At 63.3% G+C, this 12,499-nt stretch carries 14 protein-coding genes and 2 tRNA genes (1 of these 16 only partly in view); 9 read left to right on the top strand and 7 right to left on the bottom strand.

Features of this window, described 5'->3' with window-relative positions; genetic code table 11:
• Positions 1-92: 92 nt before the first annotated feature.
• Complete coding sequence (locus tag FIU28_RS04180; RefSeq protein WP_143571816.1) at positions 93-617, top strand: GNAT family N-acetyltransferase; 525 nt, start codon at positions 93-95, stop codon at positions 615-617.
• A 118-nt stretch (positions 618-735) separates the two neighbouring features.
• A complete protein-coding gene (locus tag FIU28_RS04175; protein WP_143571815.1) occupies positions 736-1,179 on the top strand; it encodes a DUF2147 domain-containing protein in 444 nt (147 codons plus the stop codon).
• Positions 1,180-1,295: 116 nt separating this feature from the next.
• Here FIU28_RS04175 and FIU28_RS04170 read toward each other — a convergent pair whose 3' ends face one another.
• Positions 1,296-2,441 (bottom strand): DUF3095 domain-containing protein, encoded by a 1,146-nt coding sequence (locus FIU28_RS04170; RefSeq protein ID WP_143571814.1) that lies wholly within the window; start codon positions 2,439-2,441, stop codon positions 1,296-1,298.
• Positions 2,442-2,578: 137 nt separating this feature from the next.
• Here FIU28_RS04170 and FIU28_RS04165 point away from each other — a divergent pair, with 137 nt between their 5' ends.
• Positions 2,579-3,973, top strand: a complete 1,395-nt coding sequence (locus tag FIU28_RS04165) for a TAXI family TRAP transporter solute-binding subunit (protein ID WP_246660858.1) — start codon at positions 2,579-2,581, stop codon at positions 3,971-3,973.
• 84 nt (positions 3,974-4,057) lie between these two features.
• On the opposite strand, the gene FIU28_RS04160 is transcribed toward FIU28_RS04165, so the two are convergent.
• Both FIU28_RS04160 and FIU28_RS04155 read right to left on the bottom strand, forming a co-directional pair.
• Positions 4,058-4,134: transfer RNA gene (locus tag FIU28_RS04160), tRNA-Met, on the bottom strand.
• 155 nt (positions 4,135-4,289) lie between these two features.
• Positions 4,290-5,141 carry a hypothetical protein gene (locus tag FIU28_RS04155; protein ID WP_143571813.1) on the bottom strand — a complete coding sequence of 284 codons (852 nt, stop codon included), beginning with the start codon at positions 5,139-5,141 and terminating at the stop codon, positions 4,290-4,292.
• Positions 5,142-5,354: 213 nt separating this feature from the next.
• On the opposite strand from FIU28_RS04155, the gene FIU28_RS04150 reads away from it, so the two are divergent.
• Together FIU28_RS04150 and FIU28_RS04145 are read left to right on the top strand one after the other, a co-directional pair.
• Positions 5,355-6,176: an SDR family NAD(P)-dependent oxidoreductase gene (locus tag FIU28_RS04150; RefSeq protein WP_210245607.1), complete on the top strand. Its 822-nt coding sequence runs from the start codon at positions 5,355-5,357 to the stop codon at positions 6,174-6,176.
• A gap of 11 nt (positions 6,177-6,187) precedes the next feature.
• The gene (locus tag FIU28_RS04145; protein WP_168202855.1) at positions 6,188-6,850 is read left to right on the top strand and encodes a TetR/AcrR family transcriptional regulator; all 663 of its coding nucleotides are present in this window, start codon (positions 6,188-6,190) and stop codon (positions 6,848-6,850) included.
• A gap of 99 nt (positions 6,851-6,949) precedes the next feature.
• On the opposite strand, the gene FIU28_RS04140 is transcribed toward FIU28_RS04145, so the two are convergent.
• Together FIU28_RS04140 and FIU28_RS04135 are read right to left on the bottom strand one after the other, a co-directional pair.
• Positions 6,950-7,026 (bottom strand) — tRNA-Met (locus FIU28_RS04140).
• A gap of 236 nt (positions 7,027-7,262) precedes the next feature.
• A complete protein-coding gene (locus FIU28_RS04135; protein WP_143571810.1) occupies positions 7,263-8,024 on the bottom strand; it encodes an SDR family oxidoreductase in 762 nt (253 codons plus the stop codon).
• Positions 8,025-8,195: 171 nt separating this feature from the next.
• Between FIU28_RS04135 and FIU28_RS04130 the strand changes: the two genes are divergently transcribed.
• Entirely contained in the window at positions 8,196-8,978 is a 783-nt protein-coding gene (locus tag FIU28_RS04130) for an SDR family oxidoreductase (RefSeq protein WP_143571809.1), read from the top strand.
• 45 nt (positions 8,979-9,023) lie between these two features.
• Here FIU28_RS04130 and FIU28_RS04125 read toward each other — a convergent pair whose 3' ends face one another.
• The gene (locus tag FIU28_RS04125; protein WP_143571808.1) at positions 9,024-9,437 is read right to left on the bottom strand and encodes a DUF3775 domain-containing protein; all 414 of its coding nucleotides are present in this window, start codon (positions 9,435-9,437) and stop codon (positions 9,024-9,026) included.
• A 109-nt stretch (positions 9,438-9,546) separates the two neighbouring features.
• Here FIU28_RS04125 and FIU28_RS04120 point away from each other — a divergent pair, with 109 nt between their 5' ends.
• The 3 genes from FIU28_RS04120 (at position 9,547) to FIU28_RS04110 (ending at position 12,097) form a co-directional block, all read left to right on the top strand.
• On the top strand, positions 9,547-10,398 hold the full coding sequence (locus FIU28_RS04120) for an MBL fold metallo-hydrolase (protein ID WP_143571807.1): 852 nt from the start codon (positions 9,547-9,549) through the stop codon (positions 10,396-10,398).
• Positions 10,399-10,473: 75 nt separating this feature from the next.
• Complete coding sequence (locus FIU28_RS04115) at positions 10,474-11,316, top strand: fumarylacetoacetate hydrolase family protein (RefSeq protein WP_143571806.1); 843 nt, start codon at positions 10,474-10,476, stop codon at positions 11,314-11,316.
• A gap of 166 nt (positions 11,317-11,482) precedes the next feature.
• Positions 11,483-12,097 carry a glutathione S-transferase family protein gene (locus tag FIU28_RS04110; RefSeq protein WP_143571805.1) on the top strand — a complete coding sequence of 205 codons (615 nt, stop codon included), beginning with the start codon at positions 11,483-11,485 and terminating at the stop codon, positions 12,095-12,097.
• Here FIU28_RS04110 and FIU28_RS04105 read toward each other — a convergent pair.
• Positions 12,094-12,499 carry the 3' portion of a methylated-DNA--[protein]-cysteine S-methyltransferase gene (locus FIU28_RS04105; RefSeq protein ID WP_143571804.1) on the bottom strand. Its footprint extends 137 nt past the window's final position, so 406 of the gene's 543 nt are visible here — the last part of the coding sequence; its start codon lies beyond the right edge, outside the window; its stop codon occupies positions 12,094-12,096. The two genes, FIU28_RS04110 and FIU28_RS04105, sit on opposite strands and share 4 nt — an antisense overlap.

The following is a 12,499-nucleotide window of genomic DNA, read 5'->3' as shown; positions in this document are numbered from 1 at the left end:
GAATATTTTTCTTATATTGCCATCGGAAGCGGGACCTGACCATCCCGCTGGGAACCTATATGCAATGCGAAACAGGCAGAGGTGAGTTGCGCATGGGCGTCGAGATCGAGATTCTGACCGGCCATTCGTCATGGCCAAGCGTGCAGCCGTTATTCGAGGCGGTGTGGCCGCCGGAGGTCGTCGAAAAACTGTCGTGGCGCCACATCGCGCTGGCTCCGGCCGACCTTCGGGTCCTGGTGGAGTCCGACGAGCAACTGGTCTGCCACGTCGGCATCACCCGCCGCGAGGGTACCTGGGACGGCCGCAAGGTGCGTATCGGCGGCATCGGAGGCGTCGCGACGCATCCCGATTTCCGGCGCCGCGGCTTTGCCAGCGTCGCGCTCAATGCCGCCTTGGCGACTTTGAAAGACGAACGCGCCACCGATTTCGCGATGTTGTTCTGCGAACCGCAGCTCAGCGGTTTCTTCACCAGCCGGGGCTGGAAACCGTTTACCGGCGAGGTGTTCGCGGAACAGACCAGCGGGCGCGCGCGCTTCGACACGCTGCTACCGTTCGTGTTCTATCTCAAGCGGGCGCCGCATACGGGCGAGATCGACCTCGGCGGCCTGCCGTGGTGAGACGCCAGGTCAAATTCAATCTCCTCGCTCAAAACGACGTGAGCTTCAGGGCCTCCTGATCTGGCATTGCAGAACTCCAATATGTTGCTATTCAGGCGTCCGCATTATGGAGAAACATATGGCCTTTCGTTCCGCCCTCTCGCTCGCGCTGCTCGGCGCGCTGCTTGCTGTCCCTGCGGCCACAGCTCAGGCTGTCAATGAAGCCACCGGCCTTTGGCAGACCCAGGCCGGCGACGCGCGCGTGCGCGTCAGCAAATGCGGCGGCGCCATCTGCGCGACGGTGGCCTCGTTGCGCGACAAGCTTGACCCCCAGACAGGAAAGCCGGCGATCGACGACAAGAACCCCGATCCCGCCAAGGCGACGCGCTCGATCATCGGCATCCATCTGTTCATCGACATGCGCCCCACAGCGCCGGGCCGCTGGTCGGGCCAGATCTACAATGCCGACGACGGCAAGACCTACACCAGCAACATTTCGCTGGCCGGTTCCGACACCCTCAGGGTCGAAGGCTGCGTCGGCGCCTTCTGCGGCGGCGAAAACTGGAGCCGGGTGGGAAAGTAAGCCACACCGCAACTTCGTAGGGTGGGCAAAGGCGCCCTTGCGCCGTGCCCACCACGCCGCGGCGGCGGGCACGCTTCGCCGCGCTCCGCGCAACGCAGCTTTGCCCACCCTACGTTCTACGACGACATCATCGCCTTCAGCGCCATTGCCGCGGAGGCGTAGCCGCCGCGGGCACCGTCGATGAAGTGAACGTGGTCACTGCGCAGCGCCGAGGGCGTGAAGCAGGTCATCATCGCCGCGTCCTGGCGGTGCAGGCCGTAGCGGACGGTGCCGGCGGAAGCCGCCGCGACCAGCCGCTGCTCCAGCGCTTTCTCCAGATCCGGCGTGCAATCCAGGATCATCCGCAACCCGTCGTCATATTTGCGGAAGTCGGAATTCTCCACCAGTTGCTCGACATAGGTCTTTGGCACGAAGCCGCCTACGCTGATGCCATAACGCATCACGATATAGGCCAGCAGCGTGCGACCGAGCACGGTGACGCGATTCATCAGCCACGAGCCGCGCTGCGTGCGGATCTCGAAATCGAGCCCGGCAGGCGGCCATTTAATCATGGGGCCGCCGGCCGGCACCGGCCGCCCGGCGTCGGGGCTGCGCTCCACCAGCGCAATGACGTCTTCGATCACTGCCCGGAACGCGCTTTCGGCGATGCCCACGCGCGGCACCACCAGCACCGACAGAATAAGTCCGCGTGCCGCCGGAATTTCCTCGAAGCGGCACGACAGCCCGGATAGGTCCGGCACCGCGCCCACAGCAGCCATAGGCACCGCGAACTCGCCGCGCTTCATCGCCACCTCGGCCCAGCCGAGCCCGCCACCGGTGAACATCGCGTAGGAGACGTTCGGCGAGGGCCCGAAGCGCGCCACCCGGACATCGAGCCCCTGCGCGCGCACCGCCGTCACCGGCACCACGGCCACCCGCATCATCAGATCGAGATCGTCCTGCACCCAGCGCGCCGTCGCCGCCAGCGCCTCGTGGGCGCGCCCGACATCGCCGGGCGCCACCGCGAAGCTGGCCCCGTCGCCGCCGAACACGAACGGGAATTCGCGGCCGTCCAGCGCGTTGGTGACGGCCGCGATCACCGCCGCACCCGCCATGTTGACGGCCTTGTAGCGCTGCTGCTCGATGGCGCGGGTGGATTGCACGATATCGGCCAGACCGATGATCCAGTCGTCCGGCAACGGTAAATACAGCGCCGGGTCCATCAGGTCTGCAAAGCCGCGGAATACCGGAATGCGGCCGTAGAAATCCTCGCCGCTGCTCATGGATGCGCCGTCCCGATCGGGCGCGCCGGAATGGCGCCCCGCGCATCCTAGCCACAGCGCGGGGCTGGCGTCATCCCTGGACCTCGGCCGATGCGCGAGGGCATACTCAACGCGCACCGAACCGGATAAGGTTGCGCATGGATGCCTCCGTTAAGCCGACCAAACCGTTCGAGATGCCGTCGCAGCGTGCGCGCGGGCGGCGCCGGGCTGCGCGAACCTTCGCTTTGTTCGTCGCAGCCAGTGCGCTGCTGCTGATCGGGCTGGCCGGAACCGCGGCCTATCTGATCACGCGGCCGGAGACCCTGCGGATCGCGGTTGGCCCCGCCGGCAGCGACGACGTCCGCTTCATGCAGAGCGTCGTGCAGACCTTCGCGCGCGACCGCGACCATGTTCGGCTGACGCTGACGCCGACCGACGGTCCCACGGCCAGCCTGGCCCTGTTGCGCGACCACAAGGCCGACCTGGCCGTGGCCCGCGGCGACCTTCCGATGCCCGCCGACACCCAGGCTGTCGCGATCCTGCGCAAGAATTTCGTGGTGCTGTGGTCCGTGCCCCGCGCGGAAGACGGCAAGTCGAAGAAACCCGTAAACGTCATCAAGAAACTGGAGAATTTGCCGGGACATCGCGTCGCGATCATCGGCAAGTCGCCGGCCAATCCCGCGCTGTTGAAACTGGTGCTGGCCGAGGCAGGCATTGCCTCCGACAAAATCGAGCTGGTGCAATATGGTATCGGCGAAATCGACCAGATGGCGCGCGAGCGCAAGAACGACGTCTTTATGGCGGTCGGCACGCTCAGCAGCAGAATTACGACCGAAGCCATCGCTGTCACCGCCAAGCTACGCGGCGAGCCGCACTTCCTCGGTATCGACGTGTCGGACTCGATCGCGCAGAAGCATCCGACCTTTGAATCCGCGGAAATTCCCGGCAGCACGTTCAGTTCCTCGCCGGCACGGCCGGACGACAAGATCGACACCATCGCCGTCGGCCATCTCATCGTCGCCCCGAAATCGCTCAACGAGTCCACTGTCACGGCGCTGACCCGCCAGTTGTTCGTGGCGCGCCCCAATCTGCTGCGTGAACTGCCCGGCGTGGCGACGCTGGAAAAGCCCGATACGGACAAGGACGCCGCGATCCCAGCGCACCGCGGCGCCGCGGCCTATATCGACGGCACCGATCGCACCTTCCTGGAACGCTACAGCGACTTCTTGTGGGCGGGGCTGTTGCTGCTGTCGGGCCTCGGCTCCGCCGGTGCCTGGCTGCGCAGCTATTTGAAGCGGCACGAGCGCAACAATTACCTCGCCTCGCGCGACCGGGTGCTGGAAATGATCGGCGCCGCACGCCAGGCTGTCAGCGCCGAGCAATTGCGGACGATGCAGAACGAAGTCGATGAGGTATTGCGCGAAACGCTGGACTGCTTCGAGGACGGCGCAATCGAGGAAGCCGCCCTGCTGGCGTTCGGGCTGGTGCTCGAACAGTTCCACTTCGCCGTCAGCGACCGCCGCGACGTGCTGGCGGGTGCGGACGCCGCGTAACGCGGATGACCGTCCGCGTACCGCGCAACGAAAAGCCGCCCCGATGGGCGGCTGTTTCGATATTCGTCGATTGGAAGAGATGTTTGGTTGCGGGGATAGGATTTGAACCTATGACCTTCAGGTTATGAGCCTGACGAGCTACCGGGCTGCTCCACCCCGCGCCAAAACGTGAGCGGCTTGTATGCGGCGCTGTTCGCAAACGCAACACCTTTCGTAACATGATGATCTCATTCAGGATTCTTGTTACTCCGCGGGCCGGACAACAATTGCGTGCCGCAGCTCTGGAAAAGCAGATTTTGAGACTGCTCCAGAAAACCTAGCGCAGCGATTGCGCGAAGAACGATGGCTCGCCCTTCAAGGCACCTCGAAATTCCAGCCATGTCAGCGAAGTCCATCCGGCAGCAAAAGCCAGCACCAGGACAAGCGCCACGCGACCTGGGGCGAAGCGCTCGATCGCAAGGGCAAACAAAGGCAGCACCTGAATCATATGGGTTGCAAGGAAGTGTGAAACCCGAAGGTCGCCAGCCATCCGCGACCAGCCTGTGAGCATCATGCGGGCGTCCGGCGCGGGGACACCCCCGACATAGGGGCTCAGCCGTCCACCGATGGTGAAGGCTGTCATCAAGGTCAGGACTGTTCCACCGACAAGCCCGACAATGATGGCAGCCTTCAGAGGCGGTGAGGCCAAGGCCTGGCCATCGGCGAGGACAGCGAGACCGATCGCGCCCGCAGCGCTGACAATGATGACCGCCATGAACGCCATCACCGAGTACATGAAGCTGTTGAATGGCGTTGTCAGATTGAAATGTGACTGTTGCGCCCGGGCTGCTTGCAGAATTATCCAGCCCATTTCAACGGTGCAGGCTGCCAGAAAGGCCATCGCGACAATCAGCATTCCGTTCCCTTGCCGGAATGACGGACTTAAACAGCGTATCACCAGAGCGAGGCTGGCGGCGTGGATCGCCAGCGAAATCTCGAATTTGAACGGCTTCAGCCAGACTGAATCATACCCATTGATAGTTCGCGTATCCAACGCCATCAGGACAGCGGTCACGATGAACCCGACGGTCATTGCCGCAGCAACGCCCCAATAGATCATTTCCGGCCAGCTACCGGGCAAGCGCAGCAAGGTGATGGTGTTTCCAAAGGGCCGCGCAGCGTTGCTCATAGCAAGATCCAAAACGATGTGACGATGCGCAATGCCCGCCGACGCGAAACAACAGGTTCGCGCTTCCTCCGAGCCTCACTCGCCGCGCTTTCCACACGGCTGCACAGGCTCAGCAGAAAGGCTCATCACCACGAATAGACTCAAAGCCAAAAGTTGACGCCATCAACTTACGCAACTAAGTTGATGGCGTCAACTTCTTGCAGTAGGCTTCGGATGGCGACTGAACACAGCTCAGGAGCGATGTGGCGCGATAGGTTTGGTCCGTGGGCGCTCGTGACCGGCGCTTCTGATGGTATTGGCCAGGAAATGGCGCGGGAACTCGCGCGACGCGGGCTTAATCTTGTCCTGGTTGCGCGGCGGGAAGATCGTTTGACGTCCCTCGCCGTCGAGCTGGAAGGCAAGCACAAGATAGACTGTCGCGTTATCGCGACCGATCTCGGCGAGCGCGCAGCCGTAGAAGCCTTGCTTGTCGAAACGGAGCCGTTCGACATCGGCCTGCTCGCGGCTTGCGCCGGCTTTGGAACGGCAGGCCTGTTTGTCGACCTTCCGCTCGCGAGCGAAATCGACATGCTGGAGGTCAATTGCAGCGCCGTCCTCTCCATGACCCACACGATGGCGCGACGCTTTGTGCGGCGCGGGCAAGGCGGCATCATCCTCATGAGCTCCATTGTTGCTTTCCAGGGCGTCCCGTACGCCGCCACCTATGCCGCGACCAAGGCGTTCGTTCAGACCCTTGCGGAGAGCATCCGCCCGGAGCTTGCCCTTGCGGGCGTCGATGTCATCGCCTCCGCCCCTGCACCCGTTGCGACTGGCTTCGCGGCGCGATCCGGCCTGGCCATGGGCAAGGCGGAGGAACCTGGCGTCGTCGCGCGTCAGACCATCGCGTCTCTGGGGCGCAAGACGACCGTCAGGCCGGGCTTGCTGGCGAAGTTCCTGATAGGCTCGCTCGCAACCCTGCCGCGATTTGCAAGAACGCGGATCATGAGCGGCATCATGCAGGGCATGGTCAGGAAGCACGCAGCACTGCAGAAATGACTTCAGACGACATGAACAAGAATGAACGCCGCGCCATTGGCAAACCCGCCATTCCGCGCGGCCATGTGAGGGACGCTTGTCTTGCGGAAGCCCTTCGCATCATCGAGGAACTCGGCGTCGAAGCCCTGAGCTTCCGCGAAGTATCGAGACGCCTCGGCGTGTCATATCAGGCCCCCTACAAGCACTTCGAAAGCAAAGACTCGATCATTGCGGAACTATTGACGCGCTGCTTTGACGAGTTCGCTTCGCACCTCGAGGCTGGCCCGTTAAGCGGAAACGCCGCGCAGGACATGTACGCGCTTGGCGAAAATTACTTCGACTATGCTCGACGCTTTCCAACCAAGTATCGGTTGATGTTTGAAACGCCGATGCCCGAGCCCGAAAAGCATCCGGCGATGATGGCCCAGGCGCGCCGGGCCTTCACACTGCTAAAGGTGCGACTGGCAGCAATGACCGTCTTGCCCATCGCACCGACCGGACAGTCCAGCGCCAATCTCGATGCGCTGTTTGTGTGGTCGGTGGTGCATGGCCTCGCCAGCATTTTGAATGCGGATACGATCAAGACGTTGAACTTCAGCGAATGGGAGTTGCATCAGGCCGCAGCCCATTGTCTTGCCCGCATCGGTGTTGGACTTGGAGGCAACGCTGCGCTGGCCGGAAACCCGCCTGGATGAGCACGCGACCGAATGGACCCATAAACGGACAATGCGCGGAGACAAGCAAAAGCCCCGCTGGCGAGTGCCAGACGGGGCTTTGCTAGTCTTTGGAAAGTTTGGTTGCGGGGATAGGATTTGAACCTATGACCTTCAGGTTATGAGCCTGACGAGCTACCGGGCTGCTCCACCCCGCGCCAAAGCTTCGGGAAACCGGAGAACGAAACAGTCTCGATCAACGCGGCTGCGTCGAGCGATCCCAGTCCGGAGGCTTCCTGAGAAGACAACCGAGGCCAAAGCCTGCGGTGCGAGGGGTATGTACCAATGCATCGCGGGTTTGGAAAGGGGCTTCGGAGATGTTTTCTCGGTTTTATGACGATCCTGCGGATTATTATTGAAAATCAAGCGAGAACAGTGGCTTACAAGGCCTCTATCAGGTCAGAAGAAACCCGCCATCGACGGTCAGGGTGCTGCCGGTCATATAGCGCGAGGCCTGGGAGGCCAGCAGCAGGATGGCGCCGTCGAGATCGGATTCGTGGCCGACGCGGCGCTGCGGGATGCGCTTCGCGAGCTTCTCGCCGGGCGGTGTGGCCCAGAAATCATGGTTGATGTCGGTGTCGATATAGCCCGGCGCCAGCGCATTGACGCGGATCTGGCTGCCCGCCAGTTCCAGCGCCAGCGCGCGGGTCGCCTGCACGATCCCGGCCTTGGAAATCGCATAGGGCGCGACGTGCTTCATCACGCTGAAGCCGAGCACCGAGGCGACGTTGACGATATTGCCGGGCTGCTTTCGCGCGATCATGCGGCGGGCGATCTCAGTGGCGGTGAAATAGGCGCCCTTCAAATTGGCGCCGATCACCGCGTCCCAGTCGGCCTCGGTCTGCTCGAGCGCGTGCTTTTCCACGGCGATACCGGCATTGTTGATCAGCACGCTGACCGGGCCGAGCGCGGCTTCCGCGGCGTCGATGGCAGCACTGATCGATGCCGTGTCGGTGACATCCATCTGGACGGCCACGGCGCGTCCGCCCTTGCCGACGATCTCGTCCTGCAGGCTGTTCAGCTTCGCGGTCTGCCGCGCGGCTAGCACCACGGCGGCGCCGCGCGCGGCCAGCACGCGGGCGAACTGCCTCCCCAGCCCCTGCGAAGCCCCGGTGATGAGGATGACTTCCTGGCTGACGTCGAAAATGTCGGACATGTAAACTCCCTGATGCTTTGCCCTACTGATACAGCGCAGGATCTGGATCGCAAACCGGCGGCGCGGCATGGCGATGGCTGCGGCGCGCCAAGCGTTTGCGGGTCTACTCAGGATGCGCCGGACCGGCTATAAGGCCGGCCTCGCCATCGCCAAACCTTCAGGAGTGACATCGTGGATCTGGGAATCAAGGGCCGCCGCGCACTGGTATGTGCATCCAGCAAGGGCCTCGGCCGCGCTTGCGCCATCGCGCTGGCGGCGGAGGGCGTGCACGTCACGCTGACGGCACGGGGCGCCGAGGCGCTGGCGGAGACTGCTGCTTATATCCGCCAGACCTATCCGGACGTCGAGGTCACCGAAGTGGTCGGCGACATCACCACGCCCGAGGGCCGCGAGCAGGCGCTCAAGGCCGCCGGCCAGATCGACATCCTCGTCAACAATGCCGGCGGCCCGCCGCCCGGCGATTTCCGCAACTGGACCCGCGACGACTGGCTGAAGGCGATCGACGCCAACATGCTGACGCCGATCGAACTGATCAAGGCGACGGTGGACGGCATGATGGCCCGGAAATTCGGCCGCATCGTCAACATCACCTCGGCCGCCGTGAAGGCGCCGATCGACGTGCTCGGCCTGTCAAACGGCGCGCGCTCGGGCCTCACCGGCTTCGTCGCCGGCCTGTCGCGCAAGACCGTGCGCGAGAACGTCACCATCAACGGGCTTCTGCCCGGCCCGTTCAAGACCGACCGCCTCAAGGGCGTCGCCGCCGGCCAGGTCAAGGCGACCGGCCTGACCGTCGATGAGATCCTTGCCAAGCGCGCCAATGAGAATCCGTCGGGCCGGTTCGGCGAGCCGGAAGAATTCGGCGTTGCCTGCGCCTTCCTGTGCGGCGACAAGGCCGGCTTCATCACCGGCCAGAACATCGTGCTCGACGGCGGCGCCTTCCCCGGCACGATGTAAAAACGGGATATCGAGACCGGCGACGAGGTCGCCGGTCTCCTCCCCTCACGTCACGGGCGTGGTGCGCTCGTCGGTCCAGTCGATGCCGAAGGCGTCCATGCCCTCGGCGAGAAAATCCCCGAGCAGCGGCTCGCCCAAGAGATAGCGCGCGGTGTGGCCGTTGCGGCCGTCGGCGGCTTCCTTGCGCAAATCGTCCCACTCCTCGATCGTGCCGTCGCCGCGCCCCAGCCGCATCAGCGCTACCAGATCGATCTGCTCGTCCACCGTGAGCGCGGCAACGAAGCCGTAAATCTCCTTCTGGACGGGGTCGCCGCCATTGTCCTCGAGCACGTCGATCATTCCATCGTCCGTGCCGTTCGAGCCGGAATCCGGATCGGACGCGATGTCCTTGACGTCGAATTGCCGGGCCTTCTCGATCAGAAACGCGACCTGATCGGATGAAATCGTGAGTTCGGGCATCGCAGACTCCTGTTGTCTCGGACCACCAACGCAAATCCTGGTCAGATGATCCATTGCGCGACTTCGGTGAAACCCGCATATTTTGCATGAAATCAACGCGGGATATCGCATGCAGTGGCAGGTCGGTCGGGTCAAGGTCACCCGGATCATGGAGCTGGAGAGCGTTGGCGGCACCCGCTTTATTCTACCACAGGTCGAATCGGACGACGTCACGAGACACCCCTGGATGATCCCGCATTTTGCCGATGTCGGGGGTGGGCTGAAGATGGCAGTGCATTCCCTCGTGCTGGAGGCGCCAGGCGCGCGCATCATCGTCGACACCGGGCTCGGCAACCACAAGCAGGGCCGCTCGGTCCCGGTCTGGAACGATCTCGACACGCCCTATCTCGACAACCTGACCGCGGCCGGCTTTGCGCCGGACACCATCGACATGGTTCTGTGCACGCATCTGCATGTCGATCATGTCGGCTGGAATACCCGGCTGGTCGACGGCCGCTGGGTGCCGACATTCCCCAATGCGAAATACATCTTCGGCGACGTCGAATACAAATATTGGAAGGCACACAGCGACAGCCCCCATCAGGCCGCCGTATTCGCCGACTCGGTTCAGCCGATCGTCGATGCCGGCCTCGCCGATCTGGTCGCGAGCGACCTGCAACTCTCCGACGAGATCACGCTGCTGCCGACGCCCGGCCACAGCCCCGGCCATTTCAGCGTGCTGATCCAGTCCGACGGGCAACAGGCCCTGCTGCTTGGCGACGTCGCTCATACGCCGCTACAGATGCAGCATCTCGATTGGTCGACGCGGTTCGACACCGATGCTGCACAGTCTGCTGCAACGCGGCACGACCTGTTCTCACGCTTTGCCGATACCGAGACGCTGGTGATCGGCGGCCATTTCAGCGCGGGACACATCCGACGCGACGGTGACGCGTTCAGGTTCACCGCGCTGCAGGACTAGCCCGCACGGGCAGCGGTTGAATTCGTCCACGCCCTGTTCCATGACAACAGGACAGAAAATCCAAGGGAGAGAACCATGAAGCTGGTGAGATACGGCGAGTTCGGCCACGAGAAGCCCGGGTTGATCGACAAGGAGGGAAAGCTCCGCGACCTCTCTGGGCAGATCAAGGATCTGGCGGACGACGCGTTCTCTCCCGCCAGCCTCGCCAGGCTCGCCGCGCTCGATCCGGCGTCGCTGCCGGCCGTCGAAGGCTCGCCGCGACTGGGATCGCCGGTGGGCGGCAAACCGAAATTTCTCGCCATCGGCCTGAACTATATCGACCACGCCAAGGAAGCCGGCATGCCGATCCCGTCGGAGCCGATCGTCTTCATGAAGGCGCTCAACAGCCTGTGCGGGCCGAACGACGACGTCGAAAAGCCGCGCGGCTCGACCAAGCTGGACTGGGAAGTCGAGCTCGCCATCATCATCGGCACCCGCGCCAAATACATCACCGAAGCCGACGCGCTGAAACATGTCGCCGGCTATGCGGTGTGCAACGACGTCTCCGAGCGCTTCTTCCAGATCGAGCGCGGCGGCCAGTGGACCAAGGGCAAGTCGCACGACACGTTCGGTCCGCTCGGCCCCTGGCTGGTGACACCGGACGAGGTCGGCGACGTGCACGCGCTCTCGATGTATCTCGACGTCAATGGCGAACGTTGCCAGACCGGCTCGACGACGACGATGATCTTCAACGTGCCGAAGATCGTGTCCTATCTGTCAGAGATCATGACGCTGGAGCCCGGCGACATCATCACCACGGGCACCCCGCCAGGCGTTGGCCTCGGCATGAAGCCGCCGAAATTCCTGAACGTCGGCGACGTCATGACGCTCGGCATCGAGAAGCTCGGCGACCAGAAGCAGAAGGTCGTGGCGGTTTAGTCGCGCCCCGCACTCTCCACGTCATTGCGAGGAGCGTAGCGACGCAGCAATCCAGAGCCACACACTCGGCAAGAACTGGATTGCTTCGTCGCCAAGTGGCTCCTCGCAATAACGGTTGAGAGGACATCGCGATTATTGCTCCCGATATTCATCACGAGGACAACCCATGAAACTCACTTTCTCCCCCAATTCGCCGTTCGCCCGGAAAGTCCGTATCGCGGCGATCGAACTCGGGATGATCGACAAGATCGAATTCGTGCCCGCGAGCGTCGCGCCGACGCAGCCGAACGAAAGCTATGCCCATGACGTCAGCCCGCTGCGAAAGCTGCCGGCGCTGATCCTCGACGACGGCCAGGTCATCATCGATTCTTACGTCATCGTCGAATATCTCGATGAGCTTGCCGGCGGAAAGCTCATCCCCGCCTCCGGCGCGAAGCGCTGGCAGGTAAAGACCGAGCACGCGATCCTGCAGGGCATGACGGACGCGATGCTGCTGTGTCGCTACGAGGTCGGCGTGCGGCCGAAGGAGCTGTTGTGGCAAGCCTGGGTTGACGACCAGTGGGACCGCGCCTGGCAGGGCCTGACGCGGTTCGAAAATCATCCGGATATTCTGACACGGCCGCTCGATATCGCGCAGATCGCGCTGGTCTGCGTGCTGGGCTACGCCGATTTCCGCTTTGCCGATTGCGGATGGCGCAAGGCCTTCCCGAAGCTCGACGCCTTCCACGAGAAAATGCTGCAGCGTCCCTCGGTCAGCCAGTCGTTGCCGCCGAAGGGCTAGTCGAACAGCGACGGTGTGTAGTTCACCGCCGCGCCCTCGATGGCCAGCATCTTCAGCTTGGTGACGACGCCGCCATTGGCCGAGAAGCCGCCGGGCTTGCCCCCGGCGGCGAGCACACGGTGGCACGGCACCACGATCGGACACGGGTTCTGGCCGAGCGCGGTGCCGACCTGGCGTGACAGCTCGACGCCCCCAAGCTGTTTGGCGATGTCGCCATAGGTGACCGTCGAACCCGGCGGAATTCTCCGGGCGATTGCATAAACGCTGCGATTGAATTCGGGGCAATCGGCTAGGTCGAGATCGATTGCTGACAAATCAGCCCGTTCCCCGTTCAGCAGCGTGACGATGCCCTCGATGGCGCGCTGGATCTCGACCGGCGGCGCGGTCTCGACGAGCTCTGTG

Origin of the sequence: Tardiphaga sp. vice154 (genome assembly GCF_007018645.1) — a bacterium.
GTDB lineage: Bacteria > Pseudomonadota > Alphaproteobacteria > Rhizobiales > Xanthobacteraceae > Tardiphaga.
This window is presented reverse-complemented; position numbering and strand designations above follow the sequence as displayed.

Coding starts and splice junctions, on each gene's coding strand:
- FIU28_RS04180 (WP_143571816.1), top strand. CDS start 93: ATGGGCGTCGAGATCGAGATTCTGACCGGCCATTCGTCATGGCCAAGC.
- FIU28_RS04175 (WP_143571815.1), top strand. CDS start 736: ATGGCCTTTCGTTCCGCCCTCTCGCTCGCGCTGCTCGGCGCGCTGCTT.
- FIU28_RS04170 (WP_143571814.1), bottom strand. CDS start 2,441: ATGAGCAGCGGCGAGGATTTCTACGGCCGCATTCCGGTATTCCGCGGC.
- FIU28_RS04165 (WP_246660858.1), top strand. CDS start 2,579: ATGGATGCCTCCGTTAAGCCGACCAAACCGTTCGAGATGCCGTCGCAG.
- FIU28_RS04155 (WP_143571813.1), bottom strand. CDS start 5,141: ATGAGCAACGCTGCGCGGCCCTTTGGAAACACCATCACCTTGCTGCGC.
- FIU28_RS04150 (WP_210245607.1), top strand. CDS start 5,355: ATGGCGACTGAACACAGCTCAGGAGCGATGTGGCGCGATAGGTTTGGT.
- FIU28_RS04145 (WP_168202855.1), top strand. CDS start 6,188: ATGAACAAGAATGAACGCCGCGCCATTGGCAAACCCGCCATTCCGCGC.
- FIU28_RS04135 (WP_143571810.1), bottom strand. CDS start 8,024: ATGTCCGACATTTTCGACGTCAGCCAGGAAGTCATCCTCATCACCGGG.
- FIU28_RS04125 (WP_143571808.1), bottom strand. CDS start 9,437: ATGCCCGAACTCACGATTTCATCCGATCAGGTCGCGTTTCTGATCGAG.
- FIU28_RS04120 (WP_143571807.1), top strand. CDS start 9,547: ATGCAGTGGCAGGTCGGTCGGGTCAAGGTCACCCGGATCATGGAGCTG.
- FIU28_RS04115 (WP_143571806.1), top strand. CDS start 10,474: ATGAAGCTGGTGAGATACGGCGAGTTCGGCCACGAGAAGCCCGGGTTG.
- FIU28_RS04110 (WP_143571805.1), top strand. CDS start 11,483: ATGAAACTCACTTTCTCCCCCAATTCGCCGTTCGCCCGGAAAGTCCGT.